Origin of the sequence: Stutzerimonas stutzeri (assembly GCF_024448955.1) — a bacterium.
Classification (GTDB): domain Bacteria; phylum Pseudomonadota; class Gammaproteobacteria; order Pseudomonadales; family Pseudomonadaceae; genus Stutzerimonas; species Stutzerimonas stutzeri_AQ.
Genome location: NZ_JAMOIH010000007.1, coordinates 180,488 through 206,462 on the forward strand (window position 1 = coordinate 180,488; position 25,975 = coordinate 206,462).

20 protein-coding genes are annotated in these 25,975 nt (G+C 59.2%); 13 read left to right on the forward strand and 7 right to left on the reverse strand.

Annotated elements, in window-relative coordinates:
• Positions 1-11: 11 nt before the first annotated feature.
• Complete coding sequence (locus NA645_RS09985) at positions 12-1,457, reverse strand: HDOD domain-containing protein (protein ID WP_423836574.1); 1,446 nt, start codon at positions 1,455-1,457, stop codon at positions 12-14.
• A 140-nt stretch (positions 1,458-1,597) separates the two neighbouring features.
• Here NA645_RS09985 and NA645_RS09990 point away from each other — a divergent pair, with 140 nt between their 5' ends.
• The 6 genes from NA645_RS09990 to fabI are packed head-to-tail and all read left to right on the forward strand — an operon-like array spanning position 1,598 to position 9,812.
• Positions 1,598-3,427: an extracellular solute-binding protein gene (locus NA645_RS09990; protein ID WP_256048690.1), complete on the forward strand. Its 1,830-nt coding sequence runs from the start codon at positions 1,598-1,600 to the stop codon at positions 3,425-3,427.
• Positions 3,424-5,292 (forward strand): extracellular solute-binding protein, encoded by a 1,869-nt coding sequence (locus NA645_RS09995; protein ID WP_256048656.1) that lies wholly within the window; start codon positions 3,424-3,426, stop codon positions 5,290-5,292. Before NA645_RS09990 ends, NA645_RS09995 begins: the two co-directional genes overlap by 4 nt.
• Before the next feature lie 2 nt (positions 5,293-5,294).
• Positions 5,295-6,368 (forward strand): microcin C ABC transporter permease YejB, encoded by a 1,074-nt coding sequence (locus NA645_RS10000; RefSeq protein ID WP_181103783.1) that lies wholly within the window; start codon positions 5,295-5,297, stop codon positions 6,366-6,368.
• A gap of 1 nt (position 6,369) precedes the next feature.
• Positions 6,370-7,389 carry an ABC transporter permease gene (locus tag NA645_RS10005; RefSeq protein ID WP_256048657.1) on the forward strand — a complete coding sequence of 340 codons (1,020 nt, stop codon included), beginning with the start codon at positions 6,370-6,372 and terminating at the stop codon, positions 7,387-7,389.
• A gap of 1 nt (position 7,390) precedes the next feature.
• The gene (locus NA645_RS10010) at positions 7,391-9,037 is read left to right on the forward strand and encodes an ABC transporter ATP-binding protein (protein WP_256048658.1); all 1,647 of its coding nucleotides are present in this window, start codon (positions 7,391-7,393) and stop codon (positions 9,035-9,037) included.
• Positions 9,018-9,812: an enoyl-ACP reductase FabI gene (fabI, locus tag NA645_RS10015; RefSeq protein WP_181103792.1), complete on the forward strand. Its 795-nt coding sequence runs from the start codon at positions 9,018-9,020 to the stop codon at positions 9,810-9,812. Before NA645_RS10010 ends, fabI begins: the two co-directional genes overlap by 20 nt.
• Positions 9,813-9,872: 60 nt before the next feature.
• Here the strand turns inward: fabI and NA645_RS10020 are convergent, their stop codons facing one another.
• The 6 genes from NA645_RS10020 to tig all read right to left on the reverse strand — a co-directional run bounded on the left by NA645_RS10020 (position 9,873) and on the right by tig (position 18,281).
• A complete protein-coding gene (locus NA645_RS10020; protein WP_256048659.1) occupies positions 9,873-11,729 on the reverse strand; it encodes a SurA N-terminal domain-containing protein in 1,857 nt (618 codons plus the stop codon).
• 207 nt (positions 11,730-11,936) lie between these two features.
• Positions 11,937-12,209 (reverse strand): nucleoid-associated protein HU-beta, encoded by a 273-nt coding sequence (gene hupB, locus NA645_RS10025; protein ID WP_019339231.1) that lies wholly within the window; start codon positions 12,207-12,209, stop codon positions 11,937-11,939.
• Positions 12,210-12,343: 134 nt separating this feature from the next.
• Positions 12,344-14,740 carry an endopeptidase La gene (lon, locus tag NA645_RS10030; protein WP_256048660.1) on the reverse strand — a complete coding sequence of 799 codons (2,397 nt, stop codon included), beginning with the start codon at positions 14,738-14,740 and terminating at the stop codon, positions 12,344-12,346.
• Between the two features lie 127 nt (positions 14,741-14,867).
• Positions 14,868-16,148, reverse strand: a complete 1,281-nt coding sequence (gene clpX / locus NA645_RS10035) for an ATP-dependent Clp protease ATP-binding subunit ClpX (RefSeq protein ID WP_256048661.1) — start codon at positions 16,146-16,148, stop codon at positions 14,868-14,870.
• A 98-nt stretch (positions 16,149-16,246) separates the two neighbouring features.
• On the reverse strand, positions 16,247-16,885 hold the full coding sequence (clpP, locus tag NA645_RS10040) for an ATP-dependent Clp endopeptidase proteolytic subunit ClpP (protein WP_158189037.1): 639 nt from the start codon (positions 16,883-16,885) through the stop codon (positions 16,247-16,249).
• A gap of 85 nt (positions 16,886-16,970) precedes the next feature.
• Entirely contained in the window at positions 16,971-18,281 is a 1,311-nt protein-coding gene (gene tig / locus NA645_RS10045) for a trigger factor (protein ID WP_256048662.1), read from the reverse strand.
• Positions 18,282-18,519: 238 nt separating this feature from the next.
• Between tig and NA645_RS10050 the strand changes: the two genes are divergently transcribed.
• From NA645_RS10050 to NA645_RS10080, 7 genes are all read left to right on the forward strand, one after another.
• Positions 18,520-18,921, forward strand: coding sequence for a hypothetical protein (locus NA645_RS10050; protein WP_256048663.1), 402 nt, complete (start codon positions 18,520-18,522; stop codon positions 18,919-18,921).
• A 286-nt stretch (positions 18,922-19,207) separates the two neighbouring features.
• Positions 19,208-20,203, forward strand: a complete 996-nt coding sequence (locus tag NA645_RS10055) for a DctP family TRAP transporter solute-binding subunit (protein WP_181103803.1) — start codon at positions 19,208-19,210, stop codon at positions 20,201-20,203.
• Between the two features lie 46 nt (positions 20,204-20,249).
• The gene (locus tag NA645_RS10060) at positions 20,250-20,726 is read left to right on the forward strand and encodes a TRAP transporter small permease (protein WP_256048664.1); all 477 of its coding nucleotides are present in this window, start codon (positions 20,250-20,252) and stop codon (positions 20,724-20,726) included.
• Complete coding sequence (locus NA645_RS10065; protein WP_256048665.1) at positions 20,716-22,011, forward strand: TRAP transporter large permease; 1,296 nt, start codon at positions 20,716-20,718, stop codon at positions 22,009-22,011. The genes NA645_RS10060 and NA645_RS10065 overlap by 11 nt, the downstream gene beginning before the upstream one ends.
• A 424-nt stretch (positions 22,012-22,435) precedes the next feature.
• On the forward strand, positions 22,436-23,947 hold the full coding sequence (locus NA645_RS10070) for a CoA-acylating methylmalonate-semialdehyde dehydrogenase (protein WP_256048666.1): 1,512 nt from the start codon (positions 22,436-22,438) through the stop codon (positions 23,945-23,947).
• 77 nt (positions 23,948-24,024) lie between these two features.
• Positions 24,025-24,915 carry a 3-hydroxyisobutyrate dehydrogenase gene (mmsB, locus tag NA645_RS10075; protein ID WP_256048667.1) on the forward strand — a complete coding sequence of 297 codons (891 nt, stop codon included), beginning with the start codon at positions 24,025-24,027 and terminating at the stop codon, positions 24,913-24,915.
• A gap of 2 nt (positions 24,916-24,917) precedes the next feature.
• Complete coding sequence (locus NA645_RS10080) at positions 24,918-25,973, forward strand: enoyl-CoA hydratase/isomerase family protein (protein ID WP_256048668.1); 1,056 nt, start codon at positions 24,918-24,920, stop codon at positions 25,971-25,973.
• The last annotated feature ends 2 nt before the right edge of the window (positions 25,974-25,975 follow it).

Consider the following 25,975-nt stretch of genomic DNA (forward strand, 5'->3'; position numbering starts at 1 on the left):
GGCGCGCCTATTCAACCGCGCCTGCTCAGCGCCTCGAGACAGCGTCCGGCCAGTTGGGCGAATCGCTGAAAAGCAACGAACTGCTCATGTTTCAACGCTCGGCTGGATATCCGACTATCCGCGTAGAGCACACCGATTTCACGCGTACCCGCCATGATCGGTGCAATGAAGAACATGCCTTTGCCCAACTGCTGCCGAAGCGGCAATGTGACCAATTCATCGAGCTTGTAGCTTGCCGGCACGCCCATCCATAGCGGCTGGCGTTGACGCAGCACATAACTGAATATGTGCGTCTGGCTCGACGGCTCGACAGGCAGGACGAAGGTTTCGAGCCAAGGCTGTGTCTGCTCGCCAACGACGCATTTGGCACGGAACGTCGTTTGTCGATCCGCAAGAACAGTCAGCATCACGCGCTCCAACCCGGCGCCCTCATGCAAACCTTTGAGTAACGCATCGAGGATCAACGCGACGTCGCCCTGGCCGGACGCCATCATTCCGAGATCCTGCATGGTCTGTTGCATCAACAACAGATTGGGTTGCAAGTGGCTCGTTCTACGCTGCGCCTGCTGCAGCCGCACTTGTTCGGGATCGGTTGATGGGATCAGCTTGCTTAATCGACTGGCGCCGAAGGTCGTCGCGATCTTGACCGCTTCATCGGCGCTCGCAAAGATTTGCTGCATCGCATCCGCTTCGGATATGCCGCAAAACTCGGACAGCTCACTGACCAACTCTTCCATTCCGGAACTGCCCCATCCGTCCAGCGCAGCCGCGCTGATGCGCACCCCCAGGCTGATCGAATGCACAGCTGGATCCCGCAGATTAGCTGAACCATGAGCCAGGCTGGCGAGCTCTCCGATACTCCAGCTTTTGATCATTCCGAGATTCAACTGACGGAAACTGGTGCCGAGCACGTCTTCAACCGCCTGCTCATGATCAGTGTCGCGGGCCGCCAGAGCCTCTGCGAGCTCATCGGCCTGCACACCACCGCAACCCCAGAAGGCAAGCTCGCCGACCTCATGCAGCAACGCCGCGATGAACACTTCTTCCTCATGTTTCGCCAGTACGTAACCGGCAATATTGCGCGCCTGCACCGCAGCGTGAAATGACCGTGCCAACAGTTCCTGCAGCTGCTGGCGCGGCGCGTGATCCATTAGCCCATCGATGAGACTGACTGAGAGACTGATCGAACGAACGTTATCGAAGCCGATCATGACGATCGCGCGAGAAATGGTCTTGATGGTTTCCTGTGACGGGTTGTAATAGCTGCTGTTGCCAACCCGAAGCACCTTGGCCGTCAGCGCGGCGTCGCGCAGCAGGACGTCGGCAAGTTGTTGCACGGAGGCATGCTGCTGCCCCGTGAGGCGCTGCAGCTCCTGCACAACCGTTGCCAATGCGGGTAGTTCGGACTGGTTCAAGCGGTCTATCCACGCCTGCAGCCCGTAGCTGTTTTCACTCAAGATTGTGCGACCTCACCTAACGCCACGGCAGTTGGTAACGGGCAGTTTGCCCAGATGGCTGGCCTTTTTCCAGCGGATACAAGCTGTTACTGTACCCGACCGAAAAGACCGAAAGCGCCATGGATCGGATTCACCGTTTGATGCGACCCATCCTATTGTTATTGAGCTGCCTGGGATTTAGCTTTCCGTCGTTCGCGACCCTCAGCGAAAGCCACGGTTATGCCCAGTTCGGCACCCTCAAGTATGCGAAAGACTTCACCCACTTCGACTGGGTGAATCCCGATGCCCCGAAGGGGGGCCGTATACGATTGATGGCTTCGGGTACGTTCGACACGCTCAACCCTTACACTTTCAAAGGGACCAGCCCAACCGCGACGCCAGGATTCTTCCAATATGGCATCAGTGAGCTGAACGAACCGTTGATGGTCGGAACGGGGGTTTATGATCCTTCCGGCGATGAGTCTGCTTCGGCCTACGGGCTTATCGCCGAAACCATCGAGTACAGCGACAACCATAGCTGGGTGGTATTCAATCTGCGCGATTCGGCTCGCTTTCATGATGGCCAACCGATCACGGCTTATGACGTAGCCTTTTCCTATCGTTTGCTGATCAAGGATGGTCATCCGCGCTTTCGCACCGACCTGCAAGGCATCGAGCGCGTCGACATACTGAACCGCCACCGGATTCGCTTCGTATTCGACAAGCCCGGTAACCCACTGCTGATCATGCGCCTTGGCGAACTACCGGTACTGCCACAACATTATTGGAAAGGCCGCGATTTCCGCGCCACGACGTTCGAGCCGCCACTGGGTAGTGGCCCGTACCGCATCAGCGAGGTGCAACCGGGACGCCGGGTAACCTTCGAGCGGGTGAAGGACTGGTGGGGCGCGGAGCTTCCAGCCAACCGCGGCAAATACAATTTCAACCGTGTCGACGTCGAGTTCTATCGAGACAGCACGGTGGCATTCGAAGCATTCAAGGTCGGCGAATTCGACTTCTACATCGAACACCAGGCGAAGAATTGGGCCAACGGTTACCAGTTTCCTGCCGTTCTGCGCGGTGACGTGATCCGCGCCGAAATCCCGCATCAGATCCCCACCCAGACGCAGGCGCTGTTCATGAACGGGCGCAGGCAGATCTTTGCCGACATCAGGGTTCGTCAGGCCTTGGGCATGATGTTCGATTTTGAATGGACCAACCGCGCGCTGTTCTATGGCGCTTATCAGCGCAGCGAAAGCTACTATCCGAACAGCGACTTCGCGGCGACCGGCACACCGAAAGGAGGTGAATGGTTGCTGTTGTCGCCTTTCCGCGACCAGTTGCCCGCCGAACTATTCACCGAACCCTTCGAACTGCCGAAAACGGACGGGCGCGGTATTCCACGCGACACCTTGCGCGAAGCTCTCAACCTACTCGATCAAGCTGACTGGAAACTGACGGCTGATGGTCTTCACGACCAAGCAGGCCGCGCGTTCCGGTTCGAGATCTTGCTCGTCAATCCACGACTCGAGCGCATTCTTCAGCCCTACGTGGAAAATCTGGCTCGCATTGGCATACAGGCTCGCTTGCGTACCGTTGATAGTGCGCAGTATAAGCAGCGCCTGGATCAGTACGACTACGACATGATTCTGACAACGCTGGGTCAGAGCCTCAGCCCTGGCCTCGAACAGTGGCTGTATTTCCACTCCAGCCAGGTGAACGTCAAAGGTGGCCGCAATTACGCCGGCATCGCTAACCCATTGGTTGATGAGCTGATCGGCAAATTGCTGGCGGCCAGAACCAGAGAAGAGCAGATCGCAGCCGCGCGCGCCATCGACCGCGTTTTGCTCTGGAATCACTACACCATCCCCAACTGGTACATCAGTTACCACCGCTTGGCGTATCGCAATCGGTTCGCCCATGTCACCACGCCGCCCTACACTCTCGGGTTACGTGCGTGGTGGCTGAAGGATCTGGAGAAGGCTCAATGACAAGAAACACGCGATTATCGATCCTGCATGCAGGAGTCCTTGCCGCGCTATGTCTTCTGGGCGTTGCGCAAGCGGCGCCCCGACACGCGCTGACGCTATATGATGAGCCGCCCAAGTATCCTGCGGACTTCTCCCATTTCGACTACGTCAATCCCGACGCCCCCAAGGGCGGCACCCTTCGACAGGCCGGCTTCGGCGGTTTCGACTCGCTCAACCCCTTCATCAGTAAAGGAGTCGCCGCCGACGACATCGGTCTCATCTACGACACCCTGACGACCAACAGCCTGGATGAACCCTTCACGGTTTATGGCCTGCTTGCAGAAAAGATCGAGAAGGGTCCGAACAACGAGTGGGTTCGCTTCCATCTGCGACCCGAAGCGCGCTTTCACGACGGCGAGCCGGTTGAGGCGGAAGATGTCGTATTCACCTTCGAGACGCTGATCAGCCAGGGCGCGCCGCACTACCGCGGCTACTACGCCGACGTCGAGAAAGCCGTGGTCGAAAGCCCACGTCGCGTGCGTTTCGACTTCAAGCATGGCGGCAACCGCGAACTGCCGCTGATTCTCGGACAACTCCCGGTCCTGCCGAAGCACTGGTGGACCGAACGGGACTTCACCTCCGGCAGTATGGAGCCGCCGCTAGGCAGTGGCCCCTATCGAATCGAACGCGCGGAAGCTGGGCGCTCGGTGCGCTATGCCCGTGTCGAGGACTATTGGGGCAAGGACCTGGGCGTCAACCGCGGCTTCTACAACTTCGACCATGTGCACCACGATTACTACCGCGACAACACCGTAGCGCTGCAGGCCTTCAAGGCCGGACATTTCGATTACTGGCTGGAAACCAGCGCGAAGAACTGGGCGACCGCCTACGATACCGACGCAGTCCGAGACGGGCGGATCATCAAGGACGAGATCGCCAATCACAATCCGCAAGGCATGCAGGGCTTCATCTTCAATACCCGCCGACAACACCTTCAGGACATCAGGGTTCGAGAAGCCCTGGCGCTGCTGTTCGATTTTGAATGGACCAATCGCCAGCTGTTCAACGGCGCCTATACCCGCACGACCAGCTACTTCGACAATTCGGAGCTCGCCTCCTCGGGCATGCCGAGCGAGAACGAGCTGAGCATTCTCGAACCCCTGCGTGGCCAGATACCCGAAGAGGTGTTCGAAAAACCCTTTGAGCTGCCCCAGACCAACGCCGACGGCATGATCCGAGAGCAGCAGCGCCGCGCGTACGAGCTGCTCACTGATGCAGGCTGGAAAATTGAAAACGATCGTATGGTGGATGCCGAGGGCAAGCCGGTAAAGCTGGAGTTTCTGCTGGTACAGGCCGACTTCGAACGGGTGCTGCTTCCGTACAAGCGCAACCTTGCCGGTCTGGGGATCGAGCTAGAGATCCGCCGGGTCGACGTATCGCAATACATCAACCGGTTGCGCTCGCGCGACTACGACATGATCGTCAGCGGTTTCGGCCAGTCCAGCTCTCCGGGCAACGAACAGCGCGAGTATTGGCATTCAGCGAGTGCGGACAATCCCGGCAGCCGCAACTTCATTGGGCTGAAGGACCCAGCCATCGATACTCTGGTGGAAAAGCTGATCGCCGCCGACTCGCGTGAAGAGTTGATCACCCGCACCCGCGCATTGGATCGCGTCCTGCTTTGGGGGCACTACGTGATTCCGAACTGGCACATCAAGACCTGGCGCGTGGCGTACTGGAATCATCTGGCTCACCCGGAAACGACACCTCGTTACGATATCGGCCTGATGACATGGTGGCACAAGCCCAACGTCGACAGTCCCGATCCGCAAGAGCCAATCACAGAATCAGACGCCAGCGACTCCACCCGAGCGGCGGAGCGATAGGCATGCTGGCGTACATTTTCCGACGTCTGCTGCTGATCATTCCCACCTTGTTCGGCATCCTGCTGATCAACTTCATCATCATCCAGGCCGCGCCTGGGGGGCCGGTCGAGCAGGCGATCGCCAAACTCGAAGGGTTCGAAGGCGCGACGAGCCGCATTGCGGGCGGTGGCTCCGAAGTGGCTACCGGCAGCAATAGCTATCGGGGTGCACAAGGGCTGGACCCCGACCTGATCGCCGAGATCGAACGTCTGTACGGCTTCGACAAACCGGCACCGGAACGTTTCTGGATCATGCTCAGCAACTATCTGCGCCTGGATTTCGGCGAAAGCTTTTTCCGTGACGCCAAGGTGACCGATCTGATCATCGAAAAGATGCCGGTGTCGATCTCGCTGGGGCTATGGAGCACGCTGATCATGTATCTGGCGTCGATACCGCTGGGTATCGCCAAGGCGACTCGTCATGGCAGCCCGTTCGATGTCTGGACCAGTTCGGCGATCATCATTGGCTATGCGATACCGGCATTTCTGTTCGCCATCCTGCTGATCGTGCTGTTTGCCGGTGGCAGCTACTGGAACTGGTTTCCGCTGCGAGGACTGTCTTCGGGCAATTTCGACGAGCTGACGCTGGGCGGCAAGATTCTCGACTACTTCTGGCACTTGGCGCTTCCGGTCACGGCTCTGGTCATCGGCAACTTCGCGACCCTGACCCTGCTGACGAAAAACAGCTTTCTCGACGAAATCAACAAGCAGTACGTGATCACAGCGCGGGCTAAGGGGCTGAGCAAGAATCGCGTGCTCTACGGCCATGTCTTTCGCAACGCAATGCTGATCATCATCGCGGGTTTCCCTGCCGCCTTCATCGGTATGTTCTTCACCGGTTCGCTGTTGATCGAAGTGATCTTCTCGCTCGACGGCCTTGGCCTGCTAAGCTTCGAAGCCGCCATCAACCGCGACTATCCCGTCGTGTTCGGCACCCTCTTCCTGTTCACCCTGCTCGGCTTGGTGGTCAAGCTGATCGGTGATCTGACCTACACACTGGTCGATCCGCGTATCGATTTCGAAAGCAGGGAGGCCTGAGATGCAGCTGTCGCCGCTGAATCAGCGCCGCTTCGCCCTGTTCAAAGCGCACAGGCGCGGCTGGTGGTCGCTGTGGATATTTCTCACCCTGTTCGTGCTGAGTCTCGGGGCCGAACTGATTGCCAACGACAAGCCGATCGTGGTGCGCTTCGACGGCGGCTGGTATTTCCCCGTATTCGAACGCTATCCGGAGACGGTGTTCGGCGGCGAATTCCCGCTGCAGGCCGATTACAAGGGGCCGTACATTCAGGAGCTGATCCAAAAGAAGGACGGCTGGATGATCTGGCCACCGATTCCATTCCATCACTCCAGCATCAATTACGACCTTCAGGTGCCTGCGCCCGCCCCGCCGTCATGGAGTAATTGGCTGGGTACCGATGATCAGGGCCGCGACGTGTTGGCCCGGATCATCTACGGTTTCCGCATCTCGGTATTGTTCGCGTTGACCCTGACGCTGATCAGTTCGGTGATAGGCGTCGTCGCCGGTGCGTTGCAGGGCTTCTACGGTGGCTGGGTGGATCTCGTCGGACAGCGGGTCCTGGAAATCTGGTCCGGATTGCCGGTGCTCTATCTTCTCATCATCCTTGCGAGCTTCGTGCAGCCGAATTTCTGGTGGTTGCTCGGCATCATGCTGCTGTTTTCCTGGATGAGCCTGGTCGATGTCGTGCGCGCCGAGTTCCTGCGTGGACGCAACCTCGAATACGTCCGCGCCGCACGGGCGTTGGGCATGCGCAACGGCGCCATAATGTTCCGTCACATCCTGCCGAATGCGATGGTGTCGACCATGACCTTCATGCCATTCATCCTGACCGGAGCAATCGGCACGCTAACCGCTTTGGACTTCCTTGGCTTCGGCCTGCCGCCTGGCGCCCCATCACTGGGTGAACTGGTGGCGCAAGGCAAAGCGAATCTGCAGGCGCCATGGCTTGGCATCAGTGCATTCATGGTGCTGGCCGTCATGCTGACTCTGCTGGTATTCATCGGCGAGGCCGCTCGCGATGCCTTCGATCCAAGGAAATAGCATGGCTGAGAATCTGATAGAGGTCCGCGATCTGGCCGTCGAGTTCGTCACCGGGGACCGGGTTCAGCGGGTCGTCGAAGGTGTTAGCTTCGATATCCGCAAGGGCGAGACCCTGGCACTGGTGGGAGAAAGCGGTTCCGGCAAGTCCGTCACGGCACATTCGATCCTGCGCCTACTGCCCTACCCGCTCGCCCAACATCCAGCCGGTGAAATCCGCTACGCCGGTGAAGACCTGCTCAAGGCAACCGAAAAACGCATGCGTGGCATACGTGGCGACCGCATCGCCATGGTGTTCCAGGAGCCGATGACATCGCTGAATCCACTGCATACCGTTGGCAAACAGATCAATGAAGTGCTGCAGATTCACAAGGGCCTCAACGGCAAAGCCGCCACGGCACGCACCCTTGAGCTTCTCGAACTGGTCGGCATTCCAGAACCTGCCAAGCGTATTCGGGCCTATCCGCACGAACTGTCAGGCGGTCAGCGTCAACGTGTGGTGATCGCCATGGCGCTGGCGAACGAACCCGAACTGCTCATCGCTGACGAACCGACCACAGCGCTGGATGTAACGGTCCAGTTGAAAATCCTGGAACTGCTCAAGGATCTGCAGGCCCGCCTGGGCATGGCTCTATTGCTGATCAGCCATGATCTCAACCTCGTTCGCCGAATCGCTCATCGTGTATGTGTCATGCAGAGCGGTCGCGTCGTCGAACAAGCGCCTTGCGAAGAATTGTTTCGTTCGCCACAGCACCCCTATACCCGGGAGCTGCTTGCGGCGGAGCCTAGCGGCGATCCGGTAACAGTTGAAGCCTCATCTCCGATGCTGCTGGAAGTGAATGATCTGCGTGTCTGGTTCCCTATCAAGAAGGGGCTGTTCAGGCACACCGTCGATCACGTCAAAGCGGTTGATGGCGTCACCTTCAGCTTGCCTAAGGGCCAGACGCTGGGCATCGTCGGGGAAAGCGGCTCGGGGAAATCTACATTGGGGCTTGCAATCCTGCGACTGCTAGCCAGCAATGGCGAAATCCGGTTTCAGGGTCAAGCACTGGAGAAGATGTCGCAACGTTCGGTACGTCCGTTGCGGCGTCAAATGCAGGTCGTGTTTCAAGATCCATTCGGTAGCCTCAGTCCCCGAATGTCGGTCGGCCAGATTGTTGGCGAAGGGCTTGGCATCCATGGAATGGGCAGTGCTGAGGAACAGGCGCAGGCGATCATCGATGCGCTGGTCGAGGTTGGGCTCGACCCGGAGAGCCGCCACCGCTATCCCCACGAATTTTCCGGGGGCCAGCGGCAGCGTATCGCGATAGCCAGGGCTCTGGTACTCAAGCCGGAGCTAATCCTGCTCGATGAGCCAACCTCAGCGCTGGATAGAACCGTACAGCGGCAAGTCGTGGAGCTACTACGCTCGCTACAGGCCAAGTACAACCTGACCTACCTGTTCATCAGCCACGATCTGGCGGTGGTACGGGCGCTGAGCCACCAGATGATGGTCGTCAAGCAAGGCAAGGTCGTTGAACAGGGAGTGGCCGAGGGTATCTTCGCCGCCCCCCAACATCCATATACACAGCAGTTGCTGGAATCCGCCTTCATGGTGCCAGCGGCTGAACAACCAGAAGAGGGACAAGCACATGGGTTTTCTTACCGGTAAGCGCGTACTGATCGTTGGCGTCGCCAGCAAATTGTCGATCGCCTCGGGTATCGCCGCCGCCATGCATCGCGAAGGCGCTGAGCTGGCTTTTACCTATCAGAACGAAAAGCTCAAGGGGCGCGTCGAAGAGTTCGCCGCCGGCTGGGGCTCAGGTCCGGAGCTGTGCTTCCCCTGCGACGTTGCCAATGACGATGAAATCGTCCGGGTCTTTGAAGAGCTAGGCAAGAAGTGGGACGGCCTGGACGGCATCGTTCACTCGGTCGGGTTTGCACCAGGCGATCAGCTCGACGGCGACTTCACCGACGTCACCACTCGCGATGGCTTCAAGATCGCTCACGACATCAGCGCCTATAGCCTGGTCGCCTTGGCCAAGGCCGGTCGTCCGATGATGAAGGGCCGTAACGGCGCCATCCTCACCCTCTCCTACCTCGGTGCCGAGCGCACCATGCCCAACTACAACGTCATGGGTATGGCCAAGGCCAGCCTTGAAGCAGGCGTTCGTTATCTGGCCGGCAGCCTCGGACCAGAGGGCACCCGCGTCAACGCCGTATCGGCAGGCCCGATCCGCACATTGGCCGCATCTGGCATCAAAAGCTTCCGCAAAATGCTGGCGGCCAACGAAAAGCAGACACCGCTGCGTCGCAACGTCACCATCGAGGAAGTCGGTAATGCCGGCGCGTTCCTCTGCTCGGATCTCGCTTCCGGTATCAGTGGTGAAATTCTCTATGTCGACGGTGGCTTCAATACCACCGCAATGGGTGCGATCGAAGACTGAACCAGCGCCCATAAAAAAACCCGCACCAAGTGCGGGTTTTTTGCGCCTAAGTGAATCGAATTAGAAGGTTTCGATGTCAGCGTTGGCGTGCAGCATCTGCCGGTACGCAGCAAAATCCTGCTGACCACTACGCGAAGCCAGGAAACGGCGATAGCTTTGCTTGTCCTCCTCTGACAGTTCAGCGTTCGGCTCGCTGACTCCGCTTAGACGAACGACTACAAAGTCCCCACCGGGAAGCCGGACGCTGCCGTAAGTCGGCGTTTCATTCGTCTCCGGCTTCGGCATCCGGAACACCTGCTGAAGCACTGCCGGATCAACGCCTTCCTGATTGCGCGAAGCGGCCTCTACCGGCTGCCACTGCTGCTCAGCCTGCACGCCTTCGCGCAGACTGGCAACCAGCGACTCGCCTGCCTCACGCGCCTGCTCAGCCGCCTTGCTGCGCTGAAGCTGAGCGACGATGTCTCCTTTCACCACATCGAACGGCTGCACTTCCGGTTGTAGATGCTCTTTCACACGCACCGCAACAACGGTGTCCGGATCCAGTTCGATGACACCGCTGTTGGCGCCATCTATCAGAACCTCTTCGCTGAACGCCGCCTGGATAACCTGCCTATTGGCTGCAACACCACTGCCGCCGCCCTCACGCCCGAACGCCTCGGTCGTATGTACGGACAAGCCTAGCTCCTGAGCCGGCTGGGCGAGATCAGACGACTCGAACGCGGTATCTTCCAACAGCTTGGCTGCCTCGACGAAACGCTGCTCGACCTGCTGCACCTTGAGCTCACGCACCAGCTCCGGTTGCATGCTTTCCAGCGTAGGGACTTCAGGTGACTGCACACCCAACAGTTTGATCAGATGCCAGCCAAAGTCAGACCGGACCGGAGCTGATACCTGCCCTTCTTCGAGCGCATACAGCGCTTCCTCGAACGCCGGGTCATAGACTCCCTGACCGGCGAAGCCCAGATCGCCCCCTTCGTTGGCCGAACCCGGGTCGTCGGAGGTTTCCTTGGCCAGTGCCGCGAAATCCTCACCAGCGGACAAGCGCTTGGCAATTTCGTCGATCTTCGCCTTGGCCTCAGCGTCGCTAGAGTTATCGGCCTCGATCAGAATATGCGCCGCACGGCGCTGCTCGGCAAGATTGGCGATGCGCTGCTGATAGAGATTCGCCACTTGTTCGTCCGAGACATCGACCTGATCGAAGAACGACTCCTTCTTCAGCTCGACGTACTGAAGAACGACCTGCTCAGGCGAGCGGAAACGGTCAGTGTTCTGCTCATAGTACTCGCGCGCTTCATCGTCACTGACTTCAGCCACAGCCGTATCTGCCGGCACGGTAATGGTGGCGAAATCGCGAGTTTGCTGTTCCAGTCGAGCAAAGGCTTCGATCTGATCATCCGTGACGAAACCGGAACCGGAAATACCGGCACGCAGCTGCCCAATCAGCATTTCTTGCTTCAGCAGCTCACGAAACTGGAAGCGGGTATAGCCCATCTGCTGAATGACCTGATCGAACCGTGACGCGTTGAAAACACCGTCGACGAGAAACTCAGGCGTTTGCAATATCAGCTGATCGAGAGCAGCCTCGGAGAAGGCGAAATCGGCTTCACGAGTGCCTTGCAGCAAAAGTGCACGGTCGATCAGCGCTTGCAGAGATGATTCGCGGACTAGCTTGTCGTCCAGCAGTGAAGGGTCGAAATTACCGCCCAACTGCTGGGACAGCTGCCGGCGCTGCATATTCATTGCCTGGTTGAGCTCATCCTGCGAGATTTCTTCGCCATTAACCTCGGCGGCAGTTCGGCTGTTGCCTGCACTATTGAATATGGCCTCAAAGCCTGTCAGTGCCAACAGCACAACGATGATGCCGATGATGGTTTTGGCAATCCAGCCTTGTGAATTGTCCCTGATGTTCTGAAGCATGCGTCCCCCAGGAGTCAGCTGCGCAATGATCGTTGCAGCGCGGGTGGAATCCGAATAAAAGAAAGGCGCATCCAGGGATGCGCCTCTCGGAGCTTTGGAGCGGTTGGACCTTATCCCCCAGGCCCGAACGCAACAGGCCGTGCCTGTTCGGCTAACCGCTCCAAGCCAGGGCCAGCGCTAACTGACAACTGGCCGGATCGAAAACGCTTAGTTGACAGCGTCTTTCAGAGCTTTGCCAGCTTTGAAACCCGGAATCTTGGCGGCAGCGATGTCGATTGGCTTGCCGGTCTGCGGGTTGCGGCCAGTACGAGCGGCGCGTTCCTTGACAGCGAAAGTACCGAAACCAACCAGCACCACGGAATCACCAGCCTTCAGAGCACCAGTGACGGATTCAATCACTGCATCCAGCGCGCGGCCAGCAACAGCTTTCGGGATATCAGCAGATGCAGCGATGGCATCGATCAGTTCCGACTTGTTCACTCTAAGTCCCCTTATTTCTGTTGAGTCGTATCTTTAATTTTTTGGGTGTAAGCAAAGCGGTGCCGAAATAGCGACGACACAAGGGGCCGGCTTATATCAAGGCCGGCGAAAATGTGTCAACAAAGCCTTTCAGACTAATGCGTGCTGATTCGCTCCTTGGAATCAGACTCGCGCTTGTCGTCCTTTGCAACAATCTCTGGAGCCGCATCGGGCAAGGGCTCCGGCGCGTATTGCAGCGCAATTTGGAGGACTTCGTCAATCCACTTCACCGGTTTAATCTGCAGGTCCTGCTTAATATTCTCAGGAATCTCTTTCAGATCACGCTGATTTTCTTCGGGAATGATCACAGTCTTGATTCCACCCCGATGCGCAGCGAGCAGTTTCTCTTTCAGTCCACCGATAGCCAATACCTGACCACGCAACGTGATTTCTCCGGTCATCGCAACTTCGGCGCGAACCGGAATCTGCGTAAGCGCTGATACGAGCGCCGTGCACATTCCAATTCCCGCGCTAGGTCCATCCTTGGGTGTTGCACCTTCCGGCACGTGGATATGGATATCCTGCTTCTCATGAAAATCTACCGGAATCCCCAGGCTTTTGGCTCGGCTACGCACGACCGTAAGCGCCGCGGTGATCGACTCGCCCATTACATCACCGAGCGAACCCGTCTTGGTCAACCGGCCCTTGCCGGGCACTACGGCGGCCTCAATCGTCAGCAGCTCGCCGCCAACCTGGGTCCAGGCCAAACCCGTCACCTGGCCGACCTGATCCTGCTGCTCGGCAAGCCCGTAGCGGAACTTGCGAACGCCAAGGAAGTGCTCAAGCGATTCGGCGGTGACCTTCACCTCGAAGCTCTTCTCCGCTGCATGTTCCTTGACCACTTTCCGGCAGACCTTCGCGACTTGGCGCTCAAGGCTGCGAACGCCCGCCTCGCGGGTGTAATAGCGGATGATGTCGCGGATCGCCTCTTCCTCGAACAGCAGCTCGGTCTTTTTCAGTCCGTTGGCCTGTATCTGCTTCGGAACCAGGTAACGAATCGCGATGTTGATTTTCTCGTCTTCGGTGTACCCCGGAAGACGAATGATCTCCATACGATCCAGCAAGGGAGCCGGGATATTCATGGAGTTCGCAGTGCAAAGGAACATTACGTCGGATAGGTCATAGTCGACCTCGAGGTAATGGTCATTGAAATTATGGTTCTGCTCTGGGTCGAGCACTTCAAGCAACGCGGATGCGGGATCACCCCGCATGTCGTTGCCCATCTTGTCGATCTCATCGAGCAGGAACAGCGGATTGCGCACGCCGACCTTGCTCATCTTCTGGATCAACCGGCCAGGCATCGAACCGATATAGGTACGCCGATGGCCTCTGATCTCGGCTTCGTCCCGCACCCCACCCAGCGCCATCCGTACGAACTTGCGGTTGGTGGAACGCGCAATGGACTCCGCCAGCGAAGTTTTACCCACGCCCGGAGGCCCAACCAGGCAGAGCACCGGCCCCTTGAGCTTTTTCACGCGTTTCTGGACCGCGAGGTATTCAAGGATGCGATCCTTGACTTCCTCGAGACCATAATGGTCGGCATCGAGCACATCCTCGGCCTTCGCCAAATCCAGACGCACCTTACTCGCGGCCTTCCACGGTACACTTACCAGCCAGTCGATATAGGTCCGCACGACAGTCGCTTCGGCCGACATTGGCGACATCTGCTTGAGCTTGTTCAGCTCGGTCGTCGCCTTGGCGTGGGCATCCTTGCTCAGGCCAGCATTCTCGATGCGCTTCTTCAGGTCATCGATTTCGTTATGACCTTCGTCGATGTCGCCCAGCTCTTTCTGAATGGCCTTCATCTGCTCGTTCAGATAATACTCACGCTGGCTTCGCTCCATCTGCTTCTTCACGCGCCCGCGAATTCGCTTTTCCACTTGAAGCAGATCGATTTCGGCATCAAGCAGCGCCAGTACGTGCTCGACCCGGGCCGGCAGGTCGATGATTTCGAGAATCGCCTGTTTCTGCTCGATCTTGAGCGCCATATGCGCGGCCATGGTATCGACCAGACGCGCCGGCTCATCGATGCTGGCAAGTGATGAAAGCACCTCGGTGGGGACCTTCTTGCCAAGCTGAACGTACTGCTCGAACTGACTCAGCAGACTGCGAGTGAAAACTTCCGCTTCGCGCTCTTCGATGCCGGACTCATCGATCAACGACACCTCGGCGCGACAATGGTCGTCCACGTCGTAAAAGCGATCTATGACGCCACGTTGCTCGCCCTCGACGAGAACCTTGACGGTGCCATCCGGAAGCTTGAGCAACTGCAGCACGGTCGCAACCGTGCCCACACGGTAAAGCCCGTCTTCAGCCGGATCGTCATCGGCCGGGTTCTTCTGGGCCAGCAGTAGGATCTGCTTGTCACCAGCCATGGCGGATTCGAGCGCCTCGATGGACTTTTCCCGGCCAACGAACAGCGGAATCACCATGTGCGGGTAAACCACGACGTCGCGCAGTGGCAAAAGGGGCAATTCGATGGTTGTCTTCATAAATTCAGCTCTACGACGGCCATACGGCGGTGAACGGGAAACACCCTGGCAATCAAGATGAGGGCGTGCAGGGCAAAAAACAAGGCGGCGGCAGAAAAGCAAAGGGGCCCGGAGGCCCCTTGTTACGTTACGCGTCCGGCGCAGCCTTCGCAGGCGGCTCACTGCTCTCGTAAATAAGCAGCGGCTGGGAAGTCCCTTCGATGACGCTTTCGTCGATGACCACCTTGCTGACATCCTTCTGCGAAGGAATCTCATACATAGTATCGAGCAGCACACCCTCCAGGATCGAACGCAGACCGCGCGCTCCGGTCTTGCGCTCCAACGCACGGCTAGCCACGGCCTTGAGTGCGTCGGTACGGAACTCGAGATCTACGCCTTCGAGCTCGAACAACTTCCCATACTGTTTGGTCAGCGCGTTCTTGGGTTCGGTCAGGATCTGAATCAGCGCTGCCTCGTCCAGCTCATCGAGGGTCGCGATGACCGGCAGACGACCGACGAACTCTGGAATCAGGCCAAACTTGACCAGATCGTCAGGCTCCACGGCACGCAACGACTCACCGATCTTCTTGCCCGGATCCTTGCTGCGAACCTCGGCATTGAAGCCGATGCCGCCCTGGGTCGAGCGGCCCTGGATAACCTTCTCCAGACCAGCGAACGCACCGCCACAGATGAACAAGATGTTGCGCGTATCGACCTGCAGGAACTCCTGCTGCGGATGCTTGCGACCGCCCTGCGGCGGAACCGAGGCGACCGTACCTTCGATCAGCTTGAGCAGTGCCTGCTGTACACCCTCACCCGACACATCACGGGTAATCGAAGGGTTGTCCGACTTACGGGAAATCTTGTCGATCTCGTCGATGTAGACGATGCCCATTTGAGCCTTCTCGACATCGTAATCGCATTTCTGCAACAGCTTCTGAATGATGTTTTCAACGTCCTCGCCTACGTAGCCCGCCTCGGTGAGGGTGGTGGCGTCGGCAATGGTGAACGGCACATTCAACAGCCGTGCGAGCGTCTCGGCAAGCAGCGTCTTGCCCGAACCGGTCGGCCCGATCAGCAAAATGTTGCTCTTGCCCAGTTCGACTTCTTCCTTCTTGTCGCGCTGGTTGAGTCGCTTGTAATGGTTGTAAACAGCCACTGCCAAGATCTTCTTGGCACGCTCCTGACCAATGACGTATTGGTCGAGAATGCCGCTGATCTCTCTGGGTGCAGGCAGTTTTTGCGCGCTGCTTTCAGCCTGTGCCTCTTGCACCTCCTCACGGATGATGTCATTGCACAGGTCGACGCACTCGTCGCAGATAAAGACCGAAGGTCCGGCAATCAACTTGCGTACTTCATGCTGGCTTTTGCCGCAGAAAGAGCAATAGAGCAGCTTGCCGGAATCCTCGCCGTTGCGGGTGTCAGTCATTCGATCGATCCAATCGGGGAAGGCTTGAAACACAAGATGAAGGCAATCGTGGGCTTTTTCAAGCCCACGCTACAGCCGGATATCGCCGGGCGGTGTGATCAGACTGCCATCTGCCGCTGGGCCAGGACCTGGTCGATCAGGCCGTACTTGACGGCTTCTTCGCCACTCATGAAGTTGTCACGGTCGGTGTCGCGCGCAATCACTTCCATCGGCTGGCCAGTGTGTGCAGCCATTACCTTGTTCAGCCGCTCACGAATCGTGAGAATTTCGCGGGCGTGAATTTCGATGTCAGACGCCTGCCCCTGGAAACCACCCAGAGGCTGGTGAATCATCATGCGCGAATGCGGCAAGCAGTAACGCTTGCCCGCTGCGCCGCCCGTCAGCAAAAGGGCGCCCATGCTGCACGCCTGACCGATGCAAATTGTGGAAACGTCGGGCTTGATGAACTGCATCGTGTCGTAGATCGACATGCCTGCAGTAACCGAACCACCGGGGGAATTGATGTACAGGTGAATGTCCTTCTCGGGATTTTCCGCCTCGAGGAACAGCATCTGCGCAACGATCAAGTTGGCCATGTAATCTTCCACTTGGCCAACCATGAAGATCACCCGCTCCTTCAGGAGACGGGAATAGATGTCATACGCACGCTCGCCACGAGCGGATTGCTCGATGACCATGGGCACCAGGCCGCCAGCCGCCTGGATATCTGGTGCTTGCATAAACGAATTGCCGGACATTTCCAACGAAACTCCCTATGTCATGCCGCAAAGACATAAGCCAGCACGAGGCTGGCTTATGAATGCATATAAACGGTGAAGAGCCTCAGGCAGCTTGCGGAGCTTCCGCAGGCTTCACTGCTTCTTCGTAGGAGACCGATTTGTCGGTCACTTTAGCCTGCTGCAGGACAGTATCTACAACTTGCTCTTCGAGCACAACAGAACGGACTTCGTTCAATTGCTCGTCGTTCTTGTAGTACCAGGACACGACCTGCTCCGGCTCTTGGTAAGCGGAAGCCATTTCCTCGATCAGCTCGCGAACGCGTGTGTCATCAGGCTTGAGCTCGTACTGCTTGACCACTTCGGCGACGATCAGACCCAGCACGACGCGGCGCTTGGCCTGCTCTTCGAACAGCTCGGCCGGCAGTTGGTCCGGCTTGATGTTGCCGCCGAATTGCTGAACGGCCTGAACGCGCAAACGGTTCACTTCGTTGTCGACTAGAGCCTTCGGCACTTCGATCGGGTTGGCACTGACCAAACCTTCCATGACTTGGTTCTTGACCTTGGTCTTGATGGCCTGGCGCAGCTCGCGCTCCATGTTCTTTTTCACTTCGGCACGGAAGCCTTCGAGGCCGCCTTCTTGTACACCGAACTGGGCGAAGAACTCGTCGTTCAGCTCCGGCAACTGAGGAGCCTCGACGCTGTTGACGGTAACGGTGAACTCAGCAGTTTTGCCGGCGAGGTCGAGATTCTGGTAGTCCTCCGGGAAAGCCGGGTTGATGACCCGCTCTTCACCGGCCTTGGCACCAACCAGCGCGGACTCGAAGCCCGGAATCATGCGACCGGATCCCAGTACCAGCTGGGTACCTTGCGCCGAACCACCGGCGAAGGCTTCACCGTCGATCTTGCCGACGAAATCGATGTTCAGCTGATCGCCATCTTCGGCAGCACGGTCGGCCTTCTCAAAACGAGTGTTCTGCTTGCGCAGGATTTCGAGCATGTTGTCGACGTCGGCATCTGCCACTTCGGCCTGCAGGCGCTCGATCTCGACGCCTTCGAAGCTGGCAACCTTGAACTCGGGGAACACTTCGAAAGTCGCGACGTATTCCAGATCTTTGCCCTTCTCGAACACTTTCGGCTCGACGGCAGGCGCGCCGGCGGGGTTCAGCTTCTCGGCTACCACGGCTTCGTAGAAGGTGGCCTGGATCAGATCGCCCAGCGCTTCCTGGCGTGCAGCAGCTTCATAGCGCTGACGAATGACGCTCATCGGCACCTTGCCGGGACGAAAACCTGGGATCTTTGCACGGCTGGCGGTCTGTTGCAGACGCTTGTTGACTTCGTTCTCGATGCGCTCGACCGGCACGCCAATGGTCATGCGGCGCTCAAGAGCGGAGGTGCTTTCAACAGAAACTTGCATGGATTTTCCTCGTTGCACAGACATAAGCCGGCGTTCCGGCCCCAGAATGGGCAAGCATTCTAGTGGCTCGAATCATAGAAGTCACCCCGCTCGTCAGCGGTCAACCGAACAGAGCCTCGCCCGGAGGTTAGAAGACGCCATTAGTGAAAAATGCAGGCAAAGCACTAGCGGCGCCGGCAATTCGAAGGCCAATAAAAATGATGGGCAACGCCATGCGACGCTCACTATGATCAGCGCCATGACAGCCTCGGTTCCGATTCGCCAATCCTGCCCTCCCGCCGCCTGCATTTGTGGCCGAGAGCAGTTATTGGGCATGCCCAACAGTGATGCGCGCATCCTGCGCCTGACCCTTCATGAAGAGAATCGGCTGCTGGAGCGGCTGGAGAACCTGACCAGCCTGGACGACCTCGAGCGCATGCAGCAGCGGATGTACCAGCAATTGGGTATTCGCGTGGAGATCGCGCCGGGACACAACGAAGTGCGCAGCATGCGTGGCATCCGCATTGAGATAGCCGAGCTGCCTGGGCTGTGTCGTAAAACGCGCCAGTCGATTCCCGCCGCGATTCGACGGGCATTACAGAAGCGGCCGGAAATCGCCTTCAGTCTCCTCAACGCCCACGACTTGTTGCGCGATGCCTGATGACCCGCCGTTGCGTCTAACCAGAACCGGTAATAGCGCTCCGCGACACCTTCTGCGATAGTTGCCCGACCTGTCGCGTTGCGGCTGGTACGCCGCTCGCTCACAAGGCGTTCGGCGCTCGTGACGCCCTTCAATATTCGCTGCGCCCACCTTCCGCAGCTCGCCGCGTCCTTTCGCGCTACCCGCGCGTTCGATGGCCGACCCGCTATCGTTACACCCGTCGCTGCTCGCCAGCGCCCGGTCGTTCGCCAAATAAAACCAAGATCGATCCGAACAAGGACGCCTCATGAAACTGACCCGTTGCTTCACCGCGCTGGCTGCCGCTGCGGCCCTGTCTGCTACCTTCGCCGCTTCGGCCCGCGAATACTCCGTTTCCACTGTGCTGTCCGATGCCTTTCCGTGGGGCCAGGCGGCGCAGAAATGGGCCGATCTGGTCGAGGAACGCTCCGGAGGCGAAATCACCTTGCGCGTTTACCCCAACGCGCAACTGGTCGCCGGGGATCAAACCAAGGAATTCTCCGCCATGCGTTCCGGGCTGATCGATATGGCGGTCGGCTCGACCATAAATTGGTCACCCCAGGTGCCGGAGCTGAACCTGTTCTCCCTGCCCTTCCTGATGGCCGATAGCGCCGATCTCGACGCCATCACCCAAGGCGACGCCGGCAAGCAGGCCTTCGCAGCCATCGAGAAGCGTGGCATCGTTCCGCTGGCCTGGGGTGAGAACGGCTTTCGCGAAATATCCAACTCATCCAAGCCGGTGAAGACCCCAGCCGATCTTGCCGGCCTGAAGATCCGTGTGGTCGGTTCCCCCCTGTTTCAGGACACCTTCACCGCATTGGGCGCCAACCCGACCCAGATGAGCTGGGCCGATGCCAAGCCAGCGCTCACCACCGGCGCGGTGGATGGCCAGGAAAACCCGTTGGCAGTATTCGATGTCGCGCGCGTCGACCAGGTTGGTCAGAAATACCTGACACTCTGGCACTACATGGCCGACCCGCTGATTTTTGCGGTCAACCAGCGCGTCTGGAAACAACTGCCGGAAGCTGATCGCGAATTGCTGCGTCAGGCAGCCATCGACGCAGGCAAGTGGGAGATCGAGCTGTCGCGCAGCAGCGAGGCCAAGCGCCTGGAAGATATCCGCGCCCGCGGCGTCGAGGTGACCGAACTGAGCGACGCCGAGCACCAGGCATTCGTCGACGCGACTCGCAGCGTGCATGAGAAGTGGACGCAGAAGATCGGCGCAGAGCTGATCGAGGCGGCCCGCGCGGCCATCGCTGAGTAAACCGTTCTGCCCGGCGGCGCCGTGCCGCCGGGATTCGAGGAAATCCATGGACAATCGAAAGGACGCGCGCCTGGAGCGCGTGCTGGGCACGCTGGCGCTAATATTTATCAGCCTGATCAGCTTGGCCAACGTAGTGGTGCGTTATTTCACCGATGCTTCCTTTGCTTTCACTGAAGAGCTTTCCGTCTTTCTGCTGGTCATCCTGACCTTTGCCGGCGCCTCGGTGGCAATGCGCAGTAACCGCCACATTCGCATTGGCTTGATCGAGCGCCTCTTTCCGCGCTTGCGCACACCCCTAATCCTCCTTCAATGGCTCGCCAGCATGCTGGTGCTGGGTCTGGTGGTCTGGTTCGGTGGCCAGTTCGCGCTGGAAGAATACCAATGGGAATCGGAGTCTCCCGGCCTTGGCCTGCCGAACTGGTGGTATGTGGTCTGGCTGCCATTGCTGGCTCTGTCGATGGCGGTGCGCCTGACTCAAATGACCGTCGACCGACTGCGCGGGAGGCTTTCTGATGAGCCCTGATTTCTGGATGCTCGCAAGCTTCCTGCTGTTGCTGCTGATCGGTGTGCCGGTGGCGTTTTCTCTGGCGCTGTCGGGCGCGATCGGCATCCTCGCCGGGCTCTCGCCAGACATGCTGGCAACGCTCGGCACCAACACCTACAACGGCGTCGCCAAGTACCCGCTGATTGCCATTCCATTGTTCATTCTCACCGGCCTGGTGTTCGAGAAATCCGGGGTCGCGCTGCGTCTAGTGCGCTTCGCCCAGGCAGTGATCGGCCCACGTCATGGCGGCCTGGCGATGGTTGCGATCCTGGTGTGCCTGATTATGGGCGGAATGAGCGGCTCGGGGCCGGCCGATGCTGCGGCGGTCGCCATGGTGATGCTGCCTAGCATGACTCGCGCGGGCTATCCCAAGCCGTTCTCCGCCACGCTGATTGCCGCCTCGGCTTCCACCGCCATCCTGATTCCGCCATCCATCGCGCTGATCCTCTATTCCATCGTCGTGCCGGGCGTCGATCTACGTGCACTGTTCGCCGCGGGTCTGTTCCCGGGAATCCTTGCCGGTCTGGTGTTGCTGCTGCCCGCGTGGTTACTGTCACGGCGTTATGGTTGGGAAAACCCTGAAGGCGCCGAACGGCCGCCGTTGGGCGAAAGCTTCCGCCAGGCGTTGCCCGCACTGTTCGCGCCGGTGCTGATCCTCGGCGGCCTGCGCAGCGGCCTGTTCACGCCGACCGAAGCGGCCGTAGCCGGCGTGGCTTACGGCGTACTGATCGGCCTGTTCGTCACTCGCGAACTGGATTGGCGCAACCTCTGGCGACTTTGCGGCGAGGCTGCGGTGATCTCTGGCGTGGTCATGCTGATCATCGCTCTGGCCGGCATCTTCGCCTGGGCCGGGACGATGCTCGGCACGTTCCGTCATCTGGCCGAATGGCTGATTTCGCTATCGGACAACGGCACGGTACTGCTCATTCTGGTGATGATCGCCGTGCTGCTGGCCGGCATGTTGCTCGACGCCATCTCCATCTACCTGATCCTGATGCCCATTCTGATTCCAGTAATGCAGCACTTCGGCTGGAATCCGGTGTGGTTCGGCATTCTGCTGGCGATGAACATCGCCATTGGCCAGTTCACGCCGCCGGTTGCAATCAACCTCATGGTCACGGCCGAAGTCGCCAAGATCCGTCTGGAACAAACGGTCGGCTGGGCCATGCTGTTCGTACTGGTGATGGGAAGCGCACTGGTGCTGGTAGCGATCTTCCCAGAAATCGCGCTGTGGCTACCGCGCGTGCTGGGGTACGCGGTCTAGCGGTACGTCGCACTCGCCGCCTTGCTCGATAGTGCGTGCAATGGCCCAACACCCCTGCACTTCAGCGGGGGCTTGCGCATCCGGTCTGCGCAGGCCTCCGATCTGGCTCCCATCCGCCTGGACACCGACACGCCTAACCGGCGACTCGCACGCATCATCGCGTCGAGCAGGCATGTCAATCGCCAGCATATCCGGTAGCGCTTCATCGAAGTCCATCAGCCTGTCGACTACCGCTTCGCCAGAATTATCCAGCCTCAACATCTATAGTCATTCAAGCCGCAGCGAATCTGCGCCCGTCAACGTGCGAGAGCAGGACGTGCATTTTTGCAGATGCACTATGCGGCAAGCCTCATTGATACTGAGAAATTTGCACTCTAGGATCAGGACAGCCGTATCCAATAACAACAATCGCTAGGACCCCGCCATGACCCCGTCAAGTGCCATCCCAACAGTCAAACTCCTGATCGGCGGTGAGCTGGTCGAGTCCTCTACCACCGAGTGGCGTGACATCGTCAATCCGGCGACCCAGGAAGTGCTGGCCCGCGTGCCCTTCGCCACTGAAGCCGAAATGAATGCCGCCGTCGCCAGCGCCAAGGAAGCGTTCAAGACGTGGCGCAAGACGCCCATCGGCGCGCGCTCGCGGATCTTCCTCAAGTATCAGCAGCTGATCCGAGAGAACATGAAGGAGCTGGCTGCGATCCTCACCGCCGAACAGGGTAAGACCCTGCCCGACGCCGAGGGCGATGTGTTCCGCGGGCTGGAAGTGGTCGAGCACGCCGCCGGTATCGGCAACCTGCAACTGGGTGAATTGGCCAACAACGTCGCCACGGGCGTCGACACCTACACGCTGCTGCAACCGCTGGGCGTTTGTGCCGGCATAACGCCGTTCAACTTCCCGGCAATGATCCCGCTGTGGATGTTCCCGATGGCTATCGCTACCGGCAATACTTTCGTGCTCAAGCCGTCCGAGCAGGACCCGATGGTCACTATGCGCCTGGCGGAACTGGCGATGGAAGCCGGTGTGCCGCCAGGCGTGCTCAACGTCATCCATGGTGGCGCCGATGCGGTGAACATGATTTGCGATCACCCGGACATCAAGGCCGTTTCCTTCGTTGGTTCGACCAAGGTCGGTACCCACGTATACAACCGCGCCAGCCAGGCCGGTAAGCGCGTGCAATGCATGATGGGCGCGAAGAACCACGGCATCGTCATGCCCGATGCGCACAAGGAGCAAACGCTCAACAACTTGGTGGGTGCCGCATTCGGCGCAGCCGGTCAGCGTTGCATGGCACTGTCTGTGCTGATCCTGGTAGGCGAAGCGCAGAGCTGGCTGCCGGATCTGGTGGTCAAGGCCAAGACATTGAAGGTCAATGCCGGTGCTGAAGGCGGCACGGACGTCGGCCCGGTGGTCTCTTGCGCGGCTTTGGATCGCATCAGCTCGTTGATCGAACGCGGCATCTCCGAGGGCGCAGAGCTCGCGCTAGACGGTCGCAACCCGCAGGTCGCCGGCTACGACAAGGGCAACTTCGTCGCCCCGACGATTTTCTCCGGCGTCACGGCCGACATGAGCATCTACCGCGAGGAAATCTTCGGTCCGGTGCTATGCGTAATGCAGGTCGGCACCCTCGACGAGGCCATCGAACTGATCAACGCCAACCCCAACGGCAACGGCACCGCCCTCTTCACCCGCTCCGGCGCCGCGGCACGCCACTTTCAGGAGGAGATCGACGTCGGTCAGGTGGGCATCAACGTGCCGATCCCGGTGCCGGTCCCGATGTTTTCCTTTACCGGCTCGCGCGCTTCGAAGCTCGGCGACCTTGGCCCATACGGCAAACAGGTGGTGCAGTTCTACACTCAGACCAAGACCGTCATCCAGCGTTGGTTCGACGAGAGCGAAGTGGGCGGACCGGTTAACACCACCATCAACCTCAAGTAACGCAATCGGCGCCGCACCACCGGCGCCGTCCTTCGCCACAACAACCAGTCGCCACTAACAAGAAGAAGGAAACGGCCATGCATATCGGTTTTCTGGGACTCGGCAACATGGGCGGACCCATGGCCCGCAACCTGCTCAAGGCCGGCCATCAGGTCAGCGTTTTCGATCTATCCGCCACGGCGGTTTCCGGATTGGTGGAAGCCGGCGCGAAGGAAGCCACTTCGCCTGCCGCTGTCGCCCAGGCAGGGGTCGAAGTCATCATCACCATGCTACCGGCGGCAGTACATGTGCGTCAGGTCTATCTTGGCGAGGACGGCTTGCTGGCCCATGTGCCGGCAGGTGTACTGCTGATCGACTCCTCCACCATCGACCCGATGAGCGCACGCGACGTCGCCGCAGCGGCTGCGAAAAAAGGCAATCCAATGCTAGACGCGCCGGTTTCCGGCGGCACCGTCGGCGCAGCAGCGGGAACCCTGACGTTCATGGTCGGCGGCAGCGAGGCGGACTTTCAGAAGGCTCAGCCGATTCTCGCGACAATGGGCAAGAACATCGTCCACTGTGGCGACACCGGTAACGGCCAGGTGGCGAAAGTCGCCAACAACATGCTGCTCGGCATCTCGATGATCGGCGCCGCCGAAGCCATGTCCCTGGGCGTCGCGCTGGGCATGGATGCCAAGGTTCTCGCCGGCGTGATCAACTCGTCCAGCGGGCGCTGCTGGAGCTCCGAAATCTACAACCCGTTCCCCGGCGTGGTGGAGAACAGCCCGGCCTCGCGCGACTACAGCGGCGGTTTCGGGACCGATTTGATGCTCAAGGATCTCGGCCTTGCCAGTGAAGCGGCCAAACAGGTGCGCCAGCCGGTGATTCTCGGGAGCATCGCCCAGCAGCTCTACCAAGCCTTCAGCATGCAGGGCCACGGTGCGCTGGATTTTTCCGCGATCATCAAACTTTACCGCCAGGAGAATTGAGCATGACCCAGGCAGAGGCGCCGGTACTGATCGAAGTCCGCAACCGCGTCGGTTATCTCACACTCAATCGTCCAGCCGGCCTGAATGCCCTGACGCTGCCCATGGTGCGCACCCTCCATCGCCAGCTGCAGGATTGGGCCGACGACCAGGGCGTGGTCGCCGTGGTATTGCGCGGCGCCGGCGAAAAAGCTTTCTGTGCCGGTGGTGATATTCGCTCGCTGTATGACAGTTATCAGAGCGGCGAAGACCTGCATCGTGTCTTCTTCGAGGAAGAATACGCGCTGGATCAGTACATCCACGCCTACAGCAAACCGCTGCTGGCATTGATGAACGGCTTCGTGCTCGGCGGCGGCATGGGCCTAGTCCAGGGCGCCTCGCTGCGAGTGATCTCCGAACGCACGCGAATGGGCATGCCGGAGGTCGGCATTGGTTACTTTCCGGATGTCGGCGGCAGTTACTTCCTGCCGCGTCTGCCCGGCAATCTAGGCATTTATATGGGCCTGACTGGCAACCACGTTGGTTCGGCCGATGCGCTCTACGCCGAACTTGCCGATTACTGCGTGCCCTACGAGCGCTTCGCCGAACTGGAACAACGGCTGGACGAGCAGCGCTGGATCGCTCCGGCCGGCGAAGCACTCACCGCCCTGCTCGCCTCCATGGGCAGCAAGGAACTGCCAGACGCGCCGTTCAAGACCCTGTTTCCCGCCATCGAGAAGCACTTCGCCCATGACAGCGTTGCGGCCATCCGCGAATCCTTGGCAGACGAAAACCGACCCGAGTACCGCGACTGGGCGGCCGAAACGCTCAAGGTCATCGACAGCCGTTCGCCGCTATCGCTCAGCGTCACGCTGGAAATGCTCCGTCGCGGACGCACGCTGTCGCTAGCCGAGTGCTTCGCCATGGAGCTACATCTGGACCGGCAGTGGTTCGACAAGGGCGACATCATCGAAGGCGTGCGCGCACTGATTGTCGACAAGGACAAGAACCCGCGCTGGAACCCGCCTACGCTCAATGAAGTGACGCCGCAGCGTGTTGCTGATTTCTTCGCGGGTGCCTGAGG

Coding starts and splice junctions, on each gene's coding strand:
- NA645_RS09990 (WP_256048690.1), top strand. CDS start 1,598: ATGCGACCCATCCTATTGTTATTGAGCTGCCTGGGATTTAGCTTTCCG.
- NA645_RS09995 (WP_256048656.1), top strand. CDS start 3,424: ATGACAAGAAACACGCGATTATCGATCCTGCATGCAGGAGTCCTTGCC.
- NA645_RS10000 (WP_181103783.1), top strand. CDS start 5,295: ATGCTGGCGTACATTTTCCGACGTCTGCTGCTGATCATTCCCACCTTG.
- NA645_RS10005 (WP_256048657.1), top strand. CDS start 6,370: ATGCAGCTGTCGCCGCTGAATCAGCGCCGCTTCGCCCTGTTCAAAGCG.
- NA645_RS10010 (WP_256048658.1), top strand. CDS start 7,391: ATGGCTGAGAATCTGATAGAGGTCCGCGATCTGGCCGTCGAGTTCGTC.
- fabI (WP_181103792.1), top strand. CDS start 9,018: ATGGGTTTTCTTACCGGTAAGCGCGTACTGATCGTTGGCGTCGCCAGC.
- NA645_RS10020 (WP_256048659.1), bottom strand. CDS start 11,729: ATGCTTCAGAACATCAGGGACAATTCACAAGGCTGGATTGCCAAAACC.
- lon (WP_256048660.1), bottom strand. CDS start 14,740: ATGAAGACAACCATCGAATTGCCCCTTTTGCCACTGCGCGACGTCGTG.
- clpX (WP_256048661.1), bottom strand. CDS start 16,148: ATGACTGACACCCGCAACGGCGAGGATTCCGGCAAGCTGCTCTATTGC.
- clpP (WP_158189037.1), bottom strand. CDS start 16,885: ATGTCCGGCAATTCGTTTATGCAAGCACCAGATATCCAGGCGGCTGGC.
- tig (WP_256048662.1), bottom strand. CDS start 18,281: ATGCAAGTTTCTGTTGAAAGCACCTCCGCTCTTGAGCGCCGCATGACC.
- NA645_RS10050 (WP_256048663.1), top strand. CDS start 18,520: ATGACAGCCTCGGTTCCGATTCGCCAATCCTGCCCTCCCGCCGCCTGC.
- NA645_RS10055 (WP_181103803.1), top strand. CDS start 19,208: ATGAAACTGACCCGTTGCTTCACCGCGCTGGCTGCCGCTGCGGCCCTG.
- NA645_RS10060 (WP_256048664.1), top strand. CDS start 20,250: ATGGACAATCGAAAGGACGCGCGCCTGGAGCGCGTGCTGGGCACGCTG.
- NA645_RS10065 (WP_256048665.1), top strand. CDS start 20,716: ATGAGCCCTGATTTCTGGATGCTCGCAAGCTTCCTGCTGTTGCTGCTG.
- NA645_RS10070 (WP_256048666.1), top strand. CDS start 22,436: ATGACCCCGTCAAGTGCCATCCCAACAGTCAAACTCCTGATCGGCGGT.
- mmsB (WP_256048667.1), top strand. CDS start 24,025: ATGCATATCGGTTTTCTGGGACTCGGCAACATGGGCGGACCCATGGCC.
- NA645_RS10080 (WP_256048668.1), top strand. CDS start 24,918: ATGACCCAGGCAGAGGCGCCGGTACTGATCGAAGTCCGCAACCGCGTC.